Source organism: Pseudomonas sp. FBCC-B1565 (genome assembly GCF_059133265.1).
The window spans coordinates 4,010,333-4,032,271 of sequence record NZ_CP101438.1 but is presented as its reverse complement, the minus strand read 5'-3'; the positions used below and the strand labels follow the sequence as shown (position 1 = coordinate 4,032,271).

The 21,939-nt window shown below is 64.6% G+C and carries 2 protein-coding genes; both read left to right on the top strand.

The window, feature by feature from the left end; all coding sequences use genetic code 11:
• Window positions 1-113: 113 nt before the first annotated feature.
• Complete coding sequence (locus NL123_RS18535; RefSeq protein ID WP_494356027.1) at window positions 114-14,150, top strand: non-ribosomal peptide synthase/polyketide synthase; 14,037 nt, start codon at window positions 114-116, stop codon at window positions 14,148-14,150.
• 3 nt (window positions 14,151-14,153) lie between these two features.
• Window positions 14,154-21,935 (top strand): amino acid adenylation domain-containing protein, encoded by a 7,782-nt coding sequence (locus tag NL123_RS18530; RefSeq protein ID WP_494356026.1) that lies wholly within the window; start codon window positions 14,154-14,156, stop codon window positions 21,933-21,935.
• The last annotated feature ends 4 nt before the right edge of the window (window positions 21,936-21,939 follow it).

Below are 21,939 nucleotides of genomic sequence, written 5' to 3'. Positions count from 1 at the left end.
TTGATGACACCGTGCGCCGCGCCTGCCATCCCCGCTAATTTTTCCCTGTCCGGTTCGTTTTATAGGGACGACGTGCCTTTGTGCTTCCTGCCTACTGCTCCGGACTCCAAGAAATGAATGCTGAAGACTCCTTGAAACTTGCTCGCCGGTTTATCGGGTTGCCCCTGGAAAAACGCCAATTGTTCCTGCAGGCCCTGCAGAAAGAAGGCGTGGATTTTTCCCGGTTCCCGATTCCGGCAGGGGTGGAGGCGCAGGATCGCCAGGCGTTGTCCTACGCGCAGCAGCGCATGTGGTTTCTCTGGCAATTGGACCCGGCCAGCGGCGCCTATAACCTGCCGGGAGCGGTGCGACTCAAGGGGGCGTTGAGCCTCGGCGCGCTGGAGCAGGCGTTCGCCAGCCTGGTCACGCGCCACGAAACCCTGCGCACAGTGTTCCAGCGCCAGGCGGACGAGCGCCTGTTGCAAGTGCCGGCAGATACCTGGTTGACCGTCGAGCACCTGGACCTGAGTCACCTGGCCGCCGCCGCGCGCGAACAGGCCGTCAATGAGGCCGCGACCCGTCAATCCCTGCTGGCGTTCGACCTGGAAAACGGTCCGCTGCTGCGCGTGCAATTGCTCAAGCTCGACGCGCAGGAACACGTGCTGCTGCTGACCCTGCACCACATCGTCTCCGACGGCTGGTCGATGAACGTGCTGATCGACGAGTTCATCCGCTGCTACGACGCCCACGAGCGCAACGAAACCCCGCAACTGCCGGCCTTGCCGATCCAGTACAGCGACTACGCCCTGTGGCAGCGCCGCTGGCTGGAAGCGGGGGAGCAGGCGCGTCAACTGGATTACTGGCAAGCGCGCCTGGGTGATGAGCACCCGGTGCTGGAACTGCCCAGCGACCGCCCGCGCCCGGCCATGCCGAGCTACCAGGGCACGCGCCACAACTTCGTGATTGAACCTGGGCTGGCCATACAATTGCGTAGTTGCGCGCAAAAACACAACGTCACCCTGTTCATGCTGTTGTTCGGTGCTTTCAATGTGTTGCTGCATCGCTACACCGGGCAGGGCGATATCCGCGTCGGCGTGCCGATCGCCAACCGCAACCGCACTGAAGTCGAAGGGTTGATCGGCTTCTTCGTCAACACCCAGGTCTTCCGTACCGAGCTGACCGGGCAAACCCGCATCAATGAGCTGCTGCAAGGCATCAAGGAACACGCACTGGGCGCCCAGGCCCATCAGGAGTTGCCGTTCGAGCGCCTGGTGGAAGCCCTCAAGGTAGAACGCAGCCTGAGCCACACGCCGCTGTTCCAGGTGATGTACAACCACCAGCCGGTGGTGGCCGACATTACCAGTGTCAGCACCGCCTCCGGCCTGGAACTGGCATTAGTGGAGTGGCAAGGCCGCACCACCCAGTTCGACCTGACCCTCGACACCTATGAAAAATCCGGCACCCTGCATGCCGCGTTGACCTACGCAAACGACCTGTTCGACGCGCCAACCATCGAGCGCATGGCCGGGCATTGGCTCAGCCTGTTGCAGGCCATGGTGGTCGACGGTGAGCAGCGCATCGGCGAGCTGCCGATGTTGGCTGCGGATGAGCAGCAGGTGCTGGTCCACGGGTGGAACCAGACGACTGAGGCGTACCCGACCGAGCGCGGCATTCATCACCTGATCGAAGACCAGGCGCAGGCAACGCCGGATGCGCCGGCGCTGGTGTTCGGTGCGACCACGCTGACCTACGCCCAGCTCGATGCCCGTGCCAACCAACTGGCCCACGCCTTGCGCGAGCAGGGCGTCGGCCCTGACGCGCTGGTGGGGATCTGCGTCGAGCGCTCCATCGAGATGGTGGTCGGCCTGCTCGCCATTCTCAAGGCCGGCGGCGCCTATGTCCCGCTGGACCCTGAGTACCCTCGGGAACGCCTGGCCTACATGATCGAAGACAGCGGCATCCAGTTGCTGCTCAGCCAGCGCGCCCTGTTGCCACTGCTGCCGACCGCGGGCATCCAGGTGATTGCCCTGGACCAGCCCGCGAGCTGGCTCGACGGTTATAGCCGCCAGTCGCCAAGCGTTGACCTGCAGGCGCTGAACCTGGCCTACGTGATCTACACCTCGGGCTCAACGGGCAAGCCCAAAGGTGCCGGCAACAGCCACCGTGCGTTGGTCAACCGTTTGTGCTGGATGCAGCAGGCCTACGGCCTGGACGCCAGCGATGCGGTGCTGCAGAAAACCCCGTTCAGTTTCGACGTGTCGGTATGGGAGTTCTTTTGGCCGCTGATGACCGGCGCGCGCCTGGTTGTCGCCGCGCCCGGCGAACACCGCGAACCGGCGCGTTTGATCGAGACCATCGGGCAACACCGCATCACCACCTTGCACTTCGTGCCGTCGATGCTGCAGGCGTTTATCCATGAACCGGGCGTGCAAGCCTGCAACAGCCTGCGACGCATCGTCTGCAGCGGCGAAGCCTTGCCGCTGGATGCGCAGTTGCAAGTGTTCGCCAAGTTGCCACAGACGGGTCTGTTCAACCTCTACGGCCCGACCGAAGCCGCCATCGACGTGACGCACTGGACCTGCGTCGACGAAGGCGCCGACAGCGTGCCCATCGGCCGGCCCATCGCCAATCTCGCTACGTACGTGCTCGATGCCCAGCTCAACCCGGTGCCTGCTGGGGTCAGCGGTGAGCTGTACCTGGGCGGCGCCGGCCTGGCGCGCAGTTACCACCGGCGCCCGGCGCTGACCGCCGAGCGTTTTGTGCCGAGCCCGTTCGGTGACGGTGCGCGCCTGTATCGCACCGGCGACCGCGTGCGCCAGCGTGCCGATGGGGTGATCGAATACCTCGGTCGCCTCGATCATCAGGTCAAGCTGCGCGGCCTGCGTATCGAGCTGGGCGAAATCGAGACGCGCCTGATGCAGCACCCCTCGGTGCGTGAAGCCGTGGTGCTGGTGCAAGGCGGCAAGCAACTGGTGGCCTACCTGGTGCTGGAAGACCAGGCGCCGGCTGACCTCAAGGCCTGGCTGCTCGACAGCCTGCCGGAATACATGGTGCCGACCCATATAGTGCACTTGGCCAGGCTGCCAGTGACCGCCAACGGCAAGCTCGACCGCAAGGCCTTGCCGTTGCCCGACGCCGCGCCTCAGCAGGCGTATGTCGCCCCGGAAAGCGACTTGCAAAAAGCCCTGGCAGTGATCTGGAGCGATGTGCTCGGCGTGGAGCAAGTCGGTCTGGAAGACAACTTTTTTGAGCTGGGCGGTGATTCGATCATCTCCATCCAGGTGGTCAGCCGTGCGCGCCAGGCGGGCATTCGCCTGAGCCCGCGGGACCTGTTCCAGTACCAGAGCGTGCGCAGCCTGGCGCTGGTGGCGACCTTCGAGCAGGCGCCCCTCATCGATCAGGGACCGGTCACCGGCGAGGTGCTCCTCACGCCTGTGCAACACAGCTTTTTCGAGCAGGCGATTCCTGCGCGCCAGCACTGGAACCAGTCGTTGCTGCTGACCCCGCGAGAGACGCTGGAGCCCGTGCGCCTTGACGCCGCCTTGACCCGCTTGATCAACCACCACGATGCCCTGCGCCTGCGTTTTGTGCAGCAGGCGGATAGTTGGCGGCAGGCTCATGCCGAGCCGGTTGCGAGCGCTTCGTTATGGCAGTCCCAGGTCGCCGGCGAGGCTGAGTTGGCCGCACTGTGCGATGAGGCTCAACGCAGCCTCGATCTTGAACAGGGCCCGCTGCTGCGTGCGGTCCTGGCAAGCATGGCCGACGGCACCCAGCGCCTGTTGCTGGTGGTGCATCACCTGGCAGTGGACGGCGTATCGTGGCGTATCCTGCTCGAAGACCTGCAACAGGCCTACGGCAACGCCGCGTTGCCGGCCAAGACCAGCGCCTATCAGCAGTGGGCGCAGCAATTGCAGGCCCACGCGCAGACGCTGGACGCGCAACTGGCGTACTGGCAGGCACAGACCGCAAGCGCCGACCTGCCGTGCGACAACCCCCAGGGCAGCCTGCAAAACCGCCTGGGCAGCACCCTCGAAATCCGCCTCAGCGCCGATCACACCCGCCAACTGTTGCAAGACGCCCCGGCGGCCTACCGCACCCAGGTCAATGACCTGCTGCTGACCGCCTTGGCGCGCGTCATCAGCCGCTGGAGCGAGCAGCCCGCCGCGCTGATCCAACTGGAGGGCCATGGTCGCGAAGACCTGTTCGACACGCTCGACCTTAGCCGCACCGTGGGTTGGTTTACCAGCCTGTTCCCGGTGCGCCTGCAAGCCGAAGGCGAGCTGTCGGCGGCGATCAAGTCGGTGAAGGAGCAACTGCGTGCGGTGCCGCATAAAGGCATTGGCTACGGCCTGCTGCGCTACCTCGGTGCGCCTGACGTGCGTGAGACCTTGTCGACCCTGGCTGCACCGCGCATCACCTTCAACTACCTTGGCCAGTTCGACCGCCAGTTCAACGAAGCAGCGCTGTTTGTTCCGGCGACCCAGGGCAGCGGGCAGGCCCAGGATTGCGAGGCGCCGCTGGCCAACTGGCTGACGGTGGAAGGGCAGGTGTACGGCGGTGAGCTGGCCCTGCGGTGGGGGTTCAGTCGCGAGATGTTCGAGGTGGCGACTGTCCAACGCCTGGCGGATGACTATGCCGCTGAACTCCAGGCCCTGATCGAACACTGCTGCGCCACGCCGGCGGGGCAGGTCACGCCTTCGGACTTCCCCCTGGCGCGCCTGACCCAGCAGCAACTGGATGCCTTGCCCATCGCCGGGCCGGCGATGGCTGATCTCTACCCGTTGTCGCCGATGCAGCAGGGTATGTTGTTCCACACCCTCTATGAGCCCGAGGCCGAGGCTTACATCAACCAGTTGCGCCTGGATATCGACGGCCTGGACCTGCTGGCGTTCGGCCGTGCCTGGCAAGCCGCGCTGGACCGGCATGACATCCTGCGCAGCAGCTTCCACTGGATTGGCCTGGACAGCGCGCATCAAGTGATCCAGCGCCGAGTCGATGTGCAGTTGCACGTGATCGAAGACATCGACGCCGATTGCGATGCGCTCGCCGCTGCCGAGCGCGAGAAAGGTTTCGCGCTGAATGCCGCGCCGCTGTTTCGCCTGATGCTGGTACGCGGTGCCGGTAAGGCCTGGCACCTGATCTTCACCAGCCACCACATCCTTATGGACGGCTGGAGTAACGCCCAGTTGCTCGGCGAGGTCATCGCTCATTACGCCGGGCACAGCGTGCCGGCGCCGCTGGGGCAGTTCCGCGATTACCTGGGCTGGCTGCACCAGCAAGCGTCGGGCGAGGCGTTCTGGAAGGCTGCCCTGGCGCCGCTGCAAGCGCCAACCCTGCTTGCGCAGGCGCTGCGTGTGCCGGTCGAAGGCAAGGGCATGGCTGACCATCAGGTGGTGCTGGGTGACGACTTCACGCGTGCCCTGAGTGAGTTTGCCCGCCGCCATAAAGTCACCCTCAACACCGTGCTCCAAGGCGCATGGAGCGTGCTGCTGCAACGCTATACCGGGCAGGACTGCGTGGCCTTTGGAGCCACGGTGGCGGGGCGCTCGGCACCGTTGCCGGGGATCGAGCAACAACTGGGCCTGTTTATCAACACGCTGCCCATCATCAGCGCGGCCTCGCCAGCGCTGTCGGTGGCTGGCTGGCTGAGCGAGCTGCAAGCCCTCAACCTGAGCCTGCGCGACCACGAACATGTGCCGCTCTACGACATCCAGGGCTGGGCGGGGCAGCAGGGCGCTGCGCTGTTTGACACCTTGCTGGTGTTCGAAAACTTCCCGGTGGCCGAAGCCTTGAAACAAGGCGCACCCGCCGGCCTGACGTTCGGCCGCCTGCATAACCATGAACAGACCCACTACCCGCTGACCCTGGGGATCGAATTGGGCGCCAGCCTGCGCCTGGAGTTCGGCTACGACCAGGCCCGTTTCAGCGCTCAACAGGTCGCTCGATTGGGAGGCAACCTGCACCACCTGCTGGTGCAGATGCTCGCAGACGCGCAAGCACCGCTGGGCAACCTGCGCCTGATGGACCCCGCCACACGCCGCGACGTTCTCGCCCATAGCCGGGCGACCGGTGCCGTCCCGCGCCAACTGCGCGTGCATGAACGCATCGCCGCCCAGGCCGCCGCCACGCCTGACGCGCTGGCCGTGCAGGCGGGTGACGCACACCTGAGCTACGCCCAGCTCAATGCTCGCGCCAACCGGCTTGCCCATCGCCTGCTGGAACTGGGCGTTGGCCCAGGCCAGCGCGTCGGCCTGGCGGCACGACGTGGCCCGCAGTTGATCGTCAGCCTGCTGGCGGTGCTCAAAAGCGGCGCCGCCTATGTGCCGCTGGACCCGAACTATCCGGCCGAACGCCTGGCCTACATGCTGACAGACAGCCGGCTCGACCTGCTGCTCAGCGAAACCGGGCTGCTGGCCGACCTGCCGTTGCCCCAAGGGCTGGCGCGTGAGAGTTTCACCGCGTCCGGAGAAGAACTGGCAGGCTACCCGTCGACCAATCCAACCAACCATGCCGCCGCTGCCGACCTGGCCTATGTGATCTACACCTCGGGCTCCACCGGGCTGCCCAAGGGTGTAGCCATCGACCATGCCGCCCTCGGCCAGTTCTGCGACAGCGCCGAGGTCTACAGCGGCTTGAGCGCGGCAGACCGGGTGCTGCAATTTGCCACGTTCAGCTTCGACGGCTTTGTCGAGCAATGCTACCCGCCGCTGTGTGTGGGCGCGGCGCTGATCATGCGTGGCGACGAATTGTGGGACGCAGGGCAACTGGCGCGGCACATCGTCGAGCAGGGGGTGACCCTGGCGGACCTGCCGGCGGCCTACTGGTATTTGCTGGCCAAGGAATGTGCCGTCGACCAGCGCACCCTGGGCAACCTGCGTCAGGTGCATGTCGGCGGCGAGGCGATGTCGGTGGAAGGGTTGCGTGCGTGGCACGCCGCCGGCCTGTGCGACGTGCGCCTGGTCAACACCTACGGGCCGACCGAAGCGACTGTGGTGTCCAGCGTGCACACTTGCCAGTTGGCGGACGCCAGTGATGCGTTTGGCGTGCCGATTGGCCGGGCCATCGACGGTCGCTCCTTGTATGTGCTGGACAGTGGTTTCGAATTGCTCGCCACCGAGGGTGTGGGCGAGTTGTGCATCGGCGCCGAACACGGTTTGGCCCAACGTTACTTCGACCGCCCGGCGCTGACCGCCGAGCGCTTCCTGCCGGACCCGTTTTCCGCCGTGCCCGGCGCACGGCTTTACCGCAGTGGCGACCTGGCGCGCTATAACCAGGCGGGTGCGTTGGAGTATGTCGGGCGCATCGATCATCAAGTGAAGATCCGCGGGTTCCGCGTGGAAATGGGTGAGATCGAAGCCAGCCTGCAAGCTTTGCCGCAGCTGCGTGAAGCCGCGGTCATCGCGCAATCCAGCGCGACGGGCACGCAGTTGGTGGCGTACGTGGTTGCCGCCAACGGGCAGACCGTGGACGCTCAGGCATTGGCGGCCACCTTGCGCCAGTCCCTGCCGGATTACATGGTGCCGGGGCACTGGGTCGTCCTCGACGCCTTGCCGTTGAACAACAATGGCAAGCTTGACCGTCGCGCACTGCCGGTACCGGACTTGAATCACGCACGCCGGGCCTACCTGGCGCCGCAAACCCCGCTGCAAACGCGCTTGGCCGCCATCTGGCAAGCGGTGTTGCAAGTGGACCAGGTGGGGCTCAATGACCACTTCTTCGAGCGTGGCGGTCATTCGTTGCTGGCCACCCAAGTCATTTCGCGGGTGCGCCACGCACTGCAATTGGAAGTGCCGCTGCGGGCATTGTTCGAACAACCGACGCTGGAGGCGTTCGCCGATGTTTGCGCAGGGTTGCAGGCGACCACTGCGCTACCGCTGGTGGCAGTGACGCGCGACCAGCCGCTGGCACTGTCGTTCGCCCAGGAGCGCCAATGGTTCCTCTGGCAACTGGACCCGTCCAGCGCCGCCTACCACGTGCCGAGCGCCCTGCACCTGCGTGGCCGATTGGATGTCGCGGCGCTGGAACAGGCGTTCCAGGCCCTGGTGCAACGCCATGAGCCGTTGCGCACCACCTTTGTGGAAGAGGGCGAGCACACTTGGCAACGGATTCACCCGCACCTTGCGCTGCCGATCGAACACCAACAGGTCGAGGCCTGGGCGATCGAGCCTGCCGTGGCGCAGGAGATCCAACGCCCGTTCGACTTGGTCAATGGCCCGCTGATGCGCGTCAAATTGCTTCAAATCGAGGCCGAGCACCATGTACTGGTGATCACCCAGCACCACATCATCTCCGACGGTTGGTCGATGCAGGTGATGGTCGATGAGCTGGTGGCGCTGTATCAGGGCCGGGCCGAACTGCCGACGCAGCTCATCCAGTACGCCGACTATGCCCAGTGGCAACGTGATTGGATGGCAGCCGGTGAGCAACAACGCCAACTCGACTACTGGCGCCTGCGCCTGGGCAGCGAGCATGCCGTGCTGGAACTACCCCTGGACCACCCACGCCCGGCCGTGCAAAGCCATCGCGGTGCACGCCGCCAGGTGCACCTGGACAGCGCGTTGGTCGCCGGGCTCAAGGCCCTGGCCCAGCGTCAGGACGTAACCTTGTTCGTGCTGCTGCTGGCGTCGTTCCAGACCCTGCTGCATCGCTACAGTGGTCAATCCCAGATCCGGGTCGGCGTGCCCATTGCCAACCGCAATCGCCTGGAAACCGAGCGCCTGGTCGGCTTCTTCGTTAATACCCAGGTGCTGCAGGCCGATGTGCACGGGCAGATGGCGTTCGACCAATTGCTCGTCCAGGTCAAGCAGCGCGCCCTCGAGGCCCAGGCCCATCAGGACCTGCCGTTCGAGCAACTGGTGCAAGCCCTGCAACCGGAGCGCAGCCTCAGCCATAACCCACTGTTCCAGGTGATGTTCAATCACCAGGACCGCCTGCGCGCCGCGCCGCTGCAGTTGCCTGGCCTGGACCTGCAAGCGGTGGATTGGGCAGGGCACAGCACTCAGTTCGACTTGAATCTCGAGACTGAGGAGTCCGCTGCTGGCCTATGGGCCTCTCTGACCTACGCCACCGACCTGTTCGACGCCGCTACCCTGGATCGCCTGGCCGAGCATTGGCAAAACCTGATGCACGCGGTGGTGCAGGATGCGTCCCAAACCATTGATGAATTGACGATGCTCAGCGCGCCGCAATGGCAGCAGATGGTCGAAACGTGGAACGACAGCGCTGTCGACTACCCCCGCGAACACTGCGTGCACCAATTGTTCGAAGCCCAGGCCGTGGCACAGCCGCAAGCCCTTGCGGTGCAATTCAATGGCCAAGCCCTGAGCTACGGCGAACTCAACCGCCGCGCCAACCGCCTGGCCCATCGCCTGATCGCGGCGGGTGTGGGGCCGGACGTATTGGTGGCGGTGCATGTCGAGCGCTCCCTGGACATGGTGGTCGGCCTGCTGGCGACGCTCAAGGCCGGTGGCGCTTATGTGCCATTGGACCCGCAATTCCCGGCGGATCGCCTGGCTTTCATGCTCGGCGACAGCCGCGCACAGGTCCTGCTGACCCAGCCACACTTGATCGGTCACCTGGCGCACCCGCAGGGTGTGCAGGTATTGATGGTCGACGCCGCGCATGCTGCCGAGCACAACCCACAGGTCGACGTCACGCCGGAACACCTGGCCTATGTGATCTATACCTCCGGTTCCACCGGCAAACCCAAGGGCGTGATGGTGCGCCACCAGGCGCTGTGCAGCTTTACCTGCGGCATGGCCGACACCCTGGACATCGGTGCTGACGCTCGGGTGTTGTCGCTGACCACCTTCTCGTTCGACATCTTCGCCCTGGAGCTGTACGTCCCGTTGACCGTCGGCGCCACCGTATTGCTGAGCGGCCAGGAACTGGCCCTCGACCCGGAAGCGATCATCGACCTGGTCCACAGCCAATCGGCCAACGTGCTGCAAGCCACGCCGTCAACCTGGCGCATGCTGCTGGAAAGCCCACGCTCCCAGCTGCTGCACGGTATCAAGAGCCTGTGCGGCGGCGAAGCGCTGCCGGCGGACCTGGCCCAGCGCATGCTCGACCTGCAAGGCCCGCTGTGGAACCTTTATGGTCCCACCGAGACCACCATCTGGTCGGCGGCCCATCGTCTGCATGACGCACAACCATTTGTCGGGCGGCCTATCGCCAACACCACGTTGTTTATCCTCAATGCCGGGTTGACACCGAGCCCGGTGGGCGCTGCCGGTGAACTGCTGATCGGCGGTGTCGGCCTGGCCCGTGGTTACCACGAGCGCCCCGCGCTGACGGCCGAGCGCTTTGTGCCCAACCCGTATGGTGCGCCAGGAGAACGCCTGTACCGCACTGGCGACCTGGCCCGCTACCGTGCCGATGGCGTGGTGGAATACATCGGCCGCGTCGACCATCAGGTCAAGGTGCGTGGCTTCCGCATCGAACTCGGTGAAATCGAAGCCTGCCTGCGCGAGCATGCCGGCGTGCGCGAGGCCGTGGTCCTGGCCGATAACGACCGCTTGATCGCTTACCTGGTCAGCTCGGTACCCGACACGGTAGAAGCCTACAAGGCGGCCCTGCGCGAGCGCCTGCCGGACTACATGGTGCCGGCGCACCTGGTGTTCCTCGACAGCCTGCCCCTGACCCCCAACGGCAAGCTCGACCGTAAGGCTTTGCCTGCGGTGGACGCGGCACAGTTGAGCAATGGCCATGTGGCGCCAGTGACACTGCGTGAGCAGCAGGTCGCGGCGATCTGGGCCGAGGTGCTGGAGCTGCCGCAGGTCGGCCTTGACGATCACTTCTTCGAGCTCGGCGGGCATTCGCTGCTGGCCACCCGTGTTGTCTCGCGGGTTCGCCAGGTGCTGGCACTGGAAGTGGCACTCAAGACCCTGTTCGAACACCCGCGGTTGGAGGATTTCGTTCAGGCGCTGGGCGAGGAGGGCGTGGTTGCACCCGCGTTGCTCAAGGCTGACCGCAATCAACCGCTGCCGTTGTCCTATGCCCAGGAGCGCCAATGGTTCCTCTGGCAACTGGACCCGCAAAGCACGGCGTATCACATCCCCAGCGCATTACGTTTGAAAGGGCTGCTCGACCTGCCTGCTCTGCAATGCAGTTTCGACACCTTGCTGGCACGCCATGAAAGCCTGCGCACCCATGTGCGCCAGGACGCTGGCGGCGCGGTGCAGGTGATTGAAGACTCGGGCCTGATCGAGATCAGCCTGCTTGACACCGAGGAAGATGGCCTGAAAGCGCAGGTCGCAGAAGTGGTTGCGCAGCCATTCGACCTGCTGCGCGGGCCGCTGCTGCGGGCCAAGTTGCTGCGCCTGGCTGTTGATGACCACGTACTGGTGCTGGTGCAGCACCACATCGTCTCCGATGGCTGGTCGATGCAATTGATGGTCGAGGAACTGGTGCAGTTGTACGCCACCTTCAACCAGGGCCGGATGCCCGACTTGCCAGCCTTGCCGATCCAGTACGCCGATTACGCCCTGTGGCAGCGCAACTGGATGGAAGCCGGTGAGAAGGCCCGTCAACTGGCGTACTGGCAGGCTCAGCTGGGTGGCGTACAGCCGGTGCTGGAGCTGCCTTTCGACTACTTGCGCCCGGCAGTACAAAGCCAGCGTGGCGCGCGCCTGGGCATTGAGTTGCAACCTCAGCTGCTGAGCGGTCTGCGTCAGTTGGCGCAGAGCGTCGGAGTCACCTTGCCGATGGTACTGCTGGCGTCCTACCAGGCGCTGCTGCACCGCTACAGCGGCCAGGAAGACGTGCGCGTCGGCGTGCCGATTGCCAACCGCAATCGCCTGGAAACCGAAGGGCTGATCGGCTTCTTCGTCAACACCCAGGTGCTCAAGGCTGATATCCATGGGCAGATGAGTGTGGTGCAACTGTTGCAGCAGGTGCGCCAGCGTTCCCTGGAAGCACAGGCCCATCAGGACCTGCCGTTCGAGCAACTGGTCGAAGCCTTGCAGCCCGAGCGCAGCATGAGCCTGAGCCCGCTGTTCCAAGTGCTGTTCAACCATCGCGTGACCTCGGCCGCCAATCATTTGCAGCGGCTCGCCGAACTGGATGTCGAGGTGCTGAGCTGGGATGAAGGTGTGGCGCAGTTCGACCTGGCGCTGGATGTGGAGGAAAGCCAGGCGACGCTGCGTGCGTCCCTGAGTTATGCCACCGACCTGTTCGCCCCGGCGACCATCGAACGCATGGCCGGCCACTGGCAGAACCTGTTGCAGGTGATGGTCGCCGATCAACAGCAACCCATCAGCCAACTGAACCTGTTGGGCGAGGACGAGCGACAGCACATCCTGCAATTGTGGAACGAGACCGACGCGGGCTTCTCGGCCGAGCGTCTGGTTCACCAATTGGTGGCCGACCGCGCCCGGGAAAACCCGGATGCAGTCGCCGTTAAATTCGACGCGCAAACCCTGACCTACGGTGAACTGGACAGCCAGGCCAACCGCCTGGCCCATGCGCTGATCGCCCGTGGCGTCGGCCCGGAAGTGCGCGTGGCGATTGCCATGCCGCGCAGTGCCGAAATCATGGTGGCGTTCCTGGCGGTGATGAAGGCCGGTGGCGTTTATGTGCCGCTGGACGTGGAATACCCGCGTGATCGCCTGCTGTACATGATGCAGGACAGCCGTGCCCAGTTGCTGCTGAGCCACAGCAGTGCCTTGCAGCAACTGCCGATTCCAGATGGCCTGGACAGCCTGGCGATTGATCGCACCGAGGAGTGGGTAGGCTTCAGCGACACTGACCCTCAAGTGAAGCTGGACGGTGACAACCTGGCCTACGTGATCTACACCTCCGGCTCCACCGGCCTGCCCAAAGGCGTTGCGGTGTCCCACGGTCCGCTGGTGGCGCACATCATCGCCACCGGCGAGCGCTATGAAACTTCGCCTGCCGACTGCGAGCTGCACTTCATGTCCTTCGCCTTCGACGGCTCCCACGAAGGCTGGATGCACCCGTTGATCAACGGTGCCAGCGTGCTGATCCGCGATGACAGCCTGTGGCTGCCGGAATACACCTACCAGCAAATGCACCGCCACAACGTGACCATGGCGGTGTTCCCGCCGGTGTACCTGCAACAGTTGGCCGAACATGCCGAGCGTGACGGCAACCCGCCGAAGGTTCGTGTGTACTGCTTCGGTGGTGATGCCGTAGCCCAAGCCAGCTACGACCTGGCCTGGCGCGCACTCAAGCCGACCTATCTGTTCAACGGCTACGGCCCGACGGAAACGGTGGTCACGCCATTGCTGTGGAAAGCGCGCAAGGGCGACCCGTGCGGCGCCGTCTACGCCCCCATCGGCACGCTGTTGGGTAATCGCAGCGGCTACGTGCTGGATTCACAACTCAACCTGCAACCCATCGGCGTAGCCGGCGAGTTGTACCTGGGCGGCGAGGGTGTGGCGCGGGGTTACCTGGAACGCCCGGCACTGACTGCCGAACGCTTCGTGCCGGACCCGTTCGGCAAACCCGGCAGCCGTGCCTACCGCAGTGGCGACCTGACCCGTGGCCGCCCGGATGGCGTGGTGGATTACCTCGGGCGCGTCGACCATCAGGTGAAAATCCGTGGTTTCCGTATCGAGCTGGGCGAAATCGAAGCACGCCTGCGAGAGCAGGACAACGTCGGCGAAACCGTGGTGGTGGCCCAGGACGGCCCGACCGGCAAGCAGTTGGTGGCTTATGTAGTGCCCGCAGACGGCAGCCTGATTAACGAAACCGAGTTGCGCGACACCCTGCGTCGCGCCCTGAAGACCCGCCTGCCGGACTACATGGTGCCGACGCATTTCATGTTCCTGGCACAGATGCCGCTGACCCCCAACGGCAAGCTCGACCGCAAGGGCCTGCCCGAGCCGGATGCGAGCCTGTTGCAGCAGGCCTATGTGGCTCCCGAAACCGAGCTTGAGCAGCAGATCGCCGTGATCTGGGCCGATGTGCTGCGCCTGCCGCAAGTGGGCCTGAACGACAACTTCTTCGAGGTCGGCGGCCATTCCCTGTTGGCGATCCAGATCACCTCGCGGGTCCGGGCCGAGCTGGGCCTGGAAGTGCCGCTGGTGGAAGTGTTCCAGACCGAAACGCTGCGTGCCTACGTGCAGGCCGCCGCCACCTTCCGCGCCGGCAGCGCGGAAGACTTTGATGATCTTCGTGACTTTTTGAGCGAACTAGAGGCGATTTGACCCATGCTTTCCAACCCTAACATCGATCTGGTTTCGCGCTTTCTTCGCCTGCCTCTGGAACAGCGCCAGCAGTTTTACCAGCGCCTGCAAAGCCGGGGCATGAGCTTCGCTCAATTGCCGATTGCGTCGATCCGTGAGGATGGCCAACACCTGCCGCTGTCCTACGCCCAGGAACGCCAGTGGTTTCTCTGGCAGTTGGACCCGGACAGCGACGCTTACCACGTCCCCGGCGCCCTGCGCCTGAGCGGCCAGCTGGACAAGGCCGCCCTGCAACGCAGTTTCGATACCCTGGTGGCCCGCCACGCAAGCCTACGCACGCGCCTGCACCTGGACGGTGAGCAGCGTGCCCAGGAAGTGCTGGAGCATGGGGTGATCGAAATCGCCGAGCATGCCGTCGACGAAACACAGCTCAAGGCATGGGTCGAGGCCGAGATGGCCCGTCCGTTCGACCTGCAGCACGGCCCGTTGCTACGGGTCAGCTTGCTCGCCGTGAGTGAAGAGGAACACGTGCTGGTGCTGGTGCAGCACCATATCGTCTCCGATGGCTGGTCGATGGGCGTGATGGTGCAGGAGCTGATGCAGCTCTATGCCGCCTACAGCCAGGGCCAGGATTGTGCGTTGGCGCCGTTGCCGATCCAGTACGCCGACTATGCCCTGTGGCAGCGCAGTTGGATGGAGGCGGGGGAGAGGGCGCGGCAACTGGAGTATTGGCGTGAATTGCTCAGCGGCACGCAACCGGTACTGGAATTGCCGTTCGACCAGCCGCGCCCGGCGCAACAGAGCTTCCGCGGGGCGCGCCAGGACATCACGCTGGAGCCGGCACTGGTCACCGCGTTGAAGGCGCTGGCCCAGCGGGAAGGCGTGACGATGTTCATGCTGCTGTTGGCCTCGTTCCAGGCATTTTTGTTCCGCTACAGCGGCCAGCCGGATATTCGTGTCGGTGTGCCGATTGCCAACCGCAACCGCGTCGAGACCGAATCGCTGATTGGCTTTTTCGTCAACACCCAGGTGCTCAAGGCCGACCTCGATGGCCAGATGAGCTTTGCCCAATTGCTGCAACACACCAAGCGCCGCGCGCTGGAAGCCCAGGCCCATCAGGACTTGCCCTTTGAACAGTTGGTAGAAGCGCTGCAACCGGAGCGCAGCCTGAGCCATAACCCGCTGTTCCAGGTGATGTTCAACCATCAGGCCCATTCTCCGGCCGTGGCACAGCAGCTACCGGGGCTGCGCGTGGCCAACCTGGAATGGGACAGTCACAGTGCCCAGTTCGACCTGAGCCTGGACACCCAGGAGAGCGGCGACGGGATCTGGGCGTCCCTGACCTACGCCACCGACCTGTTCGGCGCCGCCACCGTAGCGCGTATGGCCGAGCACTGGCTGAGCCTGCTGCGTGCCGCCGTGGCAGATACCGCGTTGCCGTTGCAGGACCTGGCGACCCTCAACGCCCAAGAGCGCGAGCAGATCCTCGTCGAGTGGAACGCCACCGAGCGCGACTACCCGCAAGGGCAGTGGGTGCATCAGTTGATCGAAGCCCAGGCGCTGGCGCAGCCGGATGCGCCGGCGTTGCGCTTCAACGATATCGCCCTGAGTTATGCCGAACTCAACCGCCGTGCCAACCGCCTGGCGCATCGCCTGATCGAAGCTGGGGTAGGTCCGGACGTGCTGGTGGGCCTGGCGGTCGAGCGCTCCATCGACATGGTGGTGGGCCTGCTGGCGGTGCTCAAGGCCGGTGGTGCCTATGTGCCGCTGGACCCTGAGTACCCGCGTGAACGCCTGGCCTACATGCTGGACGACAGTGGCGTGAAACTGCTGCTGACCCAGGCACATATCCGTGAACAGCTGCCGATTCCCCAGGAGCTGGAAACCCTGGTATTGGGCGAGTCTGCATTCGCGACCTACAGTGACACCAACCCAGGCATCACGCTGGACGGCGAAAACCTCGCCTACGTGATCTACACCTCGGGCTCCACCGGTCAACCGAAAGGGGCGGGCAACCGTCATTCGGCGTTGCTCAACCGCCTGCAATGGATGCAGGAAGCCTATGGCCTGGAGGTCAGCGATACGGTGCTGCAAAAGACGCCGTTCAGCTTCGACGTATCGGTGTGGGAGTTCTTCTGGCCTTTGATGACCGGTGCGCGCCTGGTGGTGGCAGCGCCGGGGGATCATCGGGATCCGGCCAGGCTGATCAACCTGATCAATCAGCAGCAGGTCACCACGCTGCACTTTGTGCCGTCGATGCTGCAGGCGTTCCTTCAGGACCCGGCGGTGTCCACCTGCCAAAGCCTGCAACGCATCGTGTGCAGCGGCGAAGCCTTGCCGGTGGATGCCCAGCAGCAAGTCTTCGCCAAGCTGCCGCAAGCCGGGCTCTACAACCTGTACGGCCCGACCGAGGCTGCCATCGACGTGACCCACTGGACCTGCGTCGACGAAGGCCGTGACGCCGTACCGATTGGCCGTCCGATTGCCAACCTTGGTTGCTACATCCTCGACAGCAATTTCGAACCGGTGCCGGTCGGCGTGCTCGGCGAGCTGTACTTGGGCGGCATCGGCCTGGCCCGTGGTTACCACCGTCGTCCTTCCCTGACTGCCGAGCGTTTTATCGCGCATCCGTTTGTCAAAGGCGAACGCCTGTACCGTACCGGAGACCTGGCGCGTTATCGCGCAGACGGCGTGATCGAATACGCCGGGCGCATCGACCACCAAGTCAAGCTGCGCGGTCTGCGTATCGAACTGGGTGAAATCGAAGCGCGCCTGCTGGAACACGAATGGGTCCGCGAAACCGCCGTGCTGGCGGTGGAGGGCAAATGCCTGGTGGGCTACCTGGTGCTGCAAAACGCCGGCGATGACTGGCGCGATGTGCTGGCCGCCCACTTGGGCCAGCACCTGCCGGACTACATGGTCCCGGCCCAATGGGTGCTGCTGGAACAGATGCCGCTGAGCCCCAACGGCAAGCTGGACCGCAAGGCCCTGCCCAAGCCCGCATCCACCCAGCACTACGAAGCGCCGCAGAGTGCGCTGGAGCAGCAGATCGCAGCGATCTGGGCCGAGGTGCTCGGCGTCGAGCAAGTCGGCTTGAACGACAATTTCTTTGAGCGCGGCGGTGACTCGATCATCTCCATTCAAGTGGTCAGCCGTGCCCGTGCCGCCGGTATCCACTTCACCGCCAAGGCGCTGTTCCAGCACCAGACGGTGCGCAGCCTGGCCCGCGTGGCGCAATTACAGACCGCGCAAGTGATCGACCAGGGCCCGGTGCAGGGCGCGACTCCGTTGCTGCCGTTCCAGCAACTGTTCTTCGAGATGGACTTGCCGGACCGCCATCACTGGAACCAGTCCTTGCTGCTGACGCCGCGCCAGCCGCTGCTTGCCGAGCCACTGGAGACGGCGTTGCAGGCACTCACCCAGCACCACGATGTGCTGCGCCTGAGCTTCACCCCACAGGCCGAAGGCTGGACCGCACGCCACGACGCGCCAGCTGCCACCCTGCTTTGGCAGGCCAGCGTGGAGGATGCGGCCGAACTGCATGCCCTGTGCGAGCGCGCCCAGCGCAGCCTCGACCTGCAACAAGGCCAACTGCTGCGTGCAGTGCTCGCCGAGATGGCCGACGGTTCCCAGCGCCTGTTGCTAGTCATGCATCATCTGGTAGTGGACGGCGTGTCCTGGCGCGTGTTCCTCGAGGACCTGCAAAGCCTGTATCGCCAGCGGCGCTTGCCGGCCAAGACTTCGTCGTTCAAAGCCTGGGCCGAGCGTTTGCAGGCCCATGCCCGCAGCGAAGCGGTCGCGCCGGAAAAAGCCTTCTGGCGGCAACAGCTCCAGGGCGTGTCGACCGACTTGCCCTGCCGCGATCCGCAGGGCGCGCGTCCCGGGCGCCTGGCCCAGACCGTGGTCAGCCAACTGGATGCCGAGCGCACCCGGCAACTGCTGCAACAGGCGCCCACGGCCTACCGCACCCAAATCAACGACCTGCTGCTGACCGCCCTGGCACGTGTCATCTGCCAGTGGACCGGGCAGGCTTCGAGCCTGATCCAACTGGAAGGCCATGGCCGCGAAGACCTGTTCGACGACATCGACCTGACTCGCACCCTGGGCTGGTTCACCAGCCTGTTCCCGGTGCGCCTTACCCCGGCCGACTCCCTGGCGACCTCGATCAAGCAGATCAAGGAACAACTGCGCGCCGTGCCGGACAAGGGCCTGGGCTTCGGTGCGCTGCGCTACCTGGGCGACGACGCCACGCGCCAGGTGTTCGGCCAGTTGCCGGTGCCGCGCATTACCTTCAACTACCTGGGCCAGATCGATGGCAGCTTTGATCAGCCGGACGCTTTGTTCGTACCGGCGGCGGAGAGCACCGGTGCCGAGCAGAGCCCGGAGGCACCGCTGGGTAACTGGTTGACGTTGAACGGCCAGGTATACGGCGGCGAGCTGCACATGGGCTGGACCTTCAGCCCGCTGATGTTCGACCCTGCGCAGATCGAAGCCTTGAGCCAGGCGTTTACCCGTGAACTGACTGCATTGGTCGAGCATTGCTGCGCGCCTGGCAACCACGGCGTGACCGTCTCTGACTTCCCGTTGTCGCGCCTCACCCAGCCGCAGCTGGAATCCCTGCCGCTGGCCGCCGATGCCATCGAAGACCTCTACACCCTGTCGCCCATGCAGCAGGGCATGCTGTTCCACACCCTCTACGAGCAAGCAGCCGGCGACTACATCAACCAGATCCGCGTGACCGCCGAGGGCCTGGATGTGGCGCGGTTCCAGCAGGCCTGGGACGCCACGGTGCAAGCCCATGACGTGTTGCGCAGCGGCTTCTTCTGGGAAGGCCAGCTGGAATGGCCGTGCCAGGTGGTGTACCGCGAAGCCCGACTGCCGATTGAACACCTCGACTGGCGCGCCATGCCAGAACGCGAACTGGAATTGCACAACCTGCAGCAAGCCCAGCGCCGCCAGGGCTTTGACCTGGCCAAGGCGCCGCTGGTGCGCCTGGTACTGGTACGCACCGACGAGCAACGCCATGAGCTGATCTACACGAACCATCACATCCTGATGGACGGCTGGAGCAACTCGCGCCTGTTCGGCGAAGTGCTGCAACGCTACGCTGGCGTGGCGGTGCCGCCAGCGGCGGGGCGCTATCGCGACTACATCGGCTGGTTGCAGCAGCGTGATGCCGCTGCCACCGAAACCTTCTGGCGCGAACAGTTGGGCACGCTGCAAGCACCCACTCGCCTGGGCAGCAGCCAGCCGCTGGCGGCAGACGGGCACGGCGAGCACCCACTGAGCCTGGATCGCGCTCAGACTGAACGTCTCGAGGCCTTTGCACGCCACAACAAAGTGACGCTCAACACGCTTATCCAGGCCGCATGGCTGATCCTGTTGCAGCGCCATAGCGGGCAGTCGGTGGTGGCCTTCGGCGCCACGGTGGCCGGGCGCCCGGCGGAGCTTGTGGGGGTGGAGCAGCAGATCGGGCTGTTCATCAACACCTTGCCAGTGATCAGCGCCGTAGATGACCAGCAGAGCGTGGCGGCCTGGTTGCAAGCGGTACAGGACCGCAACCTGGCCCTGCGCGAGCATGAACACACCGGGCTGTACGACATTCAGCGCTGGGCCGGGCAGGGCGGTGAAGCCCTGTTCGACAATATCCTGGTGTTCGAGAACTACCCGGTGTCCAAGGCCCTGGAACAAAACGGTGGCAGCGGTATCCGTTTTGGCCTGCCGGAATCCCGCGAACAGACCAACTTCCCGCTGACGGTGCTGGTGGACGTCGGCGATACGTTGTCGGTGCAGTTCAGCTTTGCGCGTGCGCATTTCGATGCAAGCACGGTACACACCTATGGACGTCACCTGGTCAATCTGCTGCACGCCATGCTTGAGGGTGGCCAGCAACGTCTGGGCGACCTGGCGATGCTCGATACGGCTGAACGTCAGCAGGTGCTTCAGGATTGGAACGCCACGGCGCGGGACTACCCGTTGCAGCATGGCGTGCATCAGTTGATCGAAGAACAGGTGGCGCGCACGCCGGATGCCGCGGCGCTGGTGTTTGCCGGGCAGCGCTTGAGCTATATCGAACTGAACCGTCGTGCCAACCGCCTGGCCCATCGCCTGATGGAAGCCGGGGTCGGCCCGGACGTGCTGGTGGGCCTGGCCGTGGAGCGCTCCATTGAAATGGTGGTGGGCCTGCTGGCGGTGCTCAAGGCCGGTGGCGCCTATGTGCCGCTCGACCCGGAATACCCGCGTGAGCGCCTGGCCTACATGCTGGACGACAGTGGCGTGAAACTGCTGCTGACTCAGGCGCACTTGCGTGAACAGTTGCCGATCCCTCAGGGGCTGGAAACCCTGGTGCTGGGTGAGTCGACCTTTGAAGCCTACAGCGACGCCAACCCAGGCATCGCGCTGGATGGCGAAAACCTCGCCTACGTGATCTACACCTCGGGTTCCACCGGCCAACCCAAAGGCGCCGGTAACCGGCATTCAGCCCTGGCCAACCGTCTGCACTGGATGCAGGAAGCCTATGGGCTGGAGGTCAGCGATACCGTGCTGCAAAAGACCCCGTTCAGCTTCGACGTATCGGTGTGGGAGTTCTTCTGGCCGCTGATGACCGGCGCGCGCCTGGTGGTGGCAGCGCCGGGCGATCACCGCGATCCGGCCAGGCTGATCAACCTGATCAATCAAGAGCAGGTCACCACGCTGCACTTTGTACCGTCGATGCTGCAGGCGTTCCTGCAAGACCCGAAGGTCGCAACCTGCCACACCTTGCATCGCATTGTTTGCAGCGGTGAAGCCTTGCCGGTGGATGCCCAGCAGCAAGTCTTCGCCAAGCTGCCGCAAGCCGGGCTCTACAACTTGTACGGCCCGACCGAAGCCGCCATCGACGTGACCCATTGGACCTGCGTCGATGAAGGCCGCGATGCCGTGCCGATTGGACGCCCGATTGCCAACCTCGGATGCTACCTCCTCGACAGCAACTTCGAGCCGGTGCCGGTGGGTGTGTTGGGCGAGCTGTACCTCGGTGGGATTGGTCTGGCCCGTGGTTACCACCGCCGCCCGGCGCTGACCGCCGAACGTTTTGTCGCCCATCCCTTCATCAAGGGCGAGCGCCTGTACCGCACCGGTGACCTGGCCCGCTATCACCCTGACGGCGTGATCGAATACGCCGGGCGCATCGACCATCAGGTCAAACTGCGCGGCCTGCGCATCGAGCTGGGTGAAATCGAAGCGCGCCTGCTGGAACACGATTGGGTCCGTGAAACCGCCGTACTGGCGGTGGACGGCAAGCACTTGGTGGGCTACCTGGTGTTGCAAGACGCCGGCGACGATTGGCGCGATGTGCTGAGCGCTCACCTGGCGCAACAGCTGCCGGACTACATGGTGCCGGCCCAGTGGATGCTGCTGGAGCAGATGCCCCTGAGCCCCAACGGCAAGCTGGACCGCAAAGCGCTGCCGAAGGTCGACGCCAACCTGCAAGCCCGCGAATACCTGGCCCCGCACAGCGAACTGGAACAACAGATTGCCGCGATCTGGGCCGAGGTGCTGGACGTTGAGCGTGTGGGGCTAAACGACAACTTCTTCGAACTGGGCGGGCATTCCCTGCTGGCCACCCAGGTGGTGGTGCGCCTGCGCGAGCAATTGCACGCGGAGTTCGACGTCAAATCGATCTTCACCACCCCGACCCTGGCCGATTTCAGTGCCTATGTGGCGGCCCGGCAGACAAATAATTCGCCGGTGCAGGACGCATTGGCTAAATCCTTGGAGGCCCTCAAACGTCTATCAGCAGAAGATTTGGATAAATTGATTTCCTGAGGGG

Coding starts and splice junctions, on each gene's coding strand:
- NL123_RS18535 (WP_494356027.1), top strand. CDS start 114: ATGAATGCTGAAGACTCCTTGAAACTTGCTCGCCGGTTTATCGGGTTG.
- NL123_RS18530 (WP_494356026.1), top strand. CDS start 14,154: ATGCTTTCCAACCCTAACATCGATCTGGTTTCGCGCTTTCTTCGCCTG.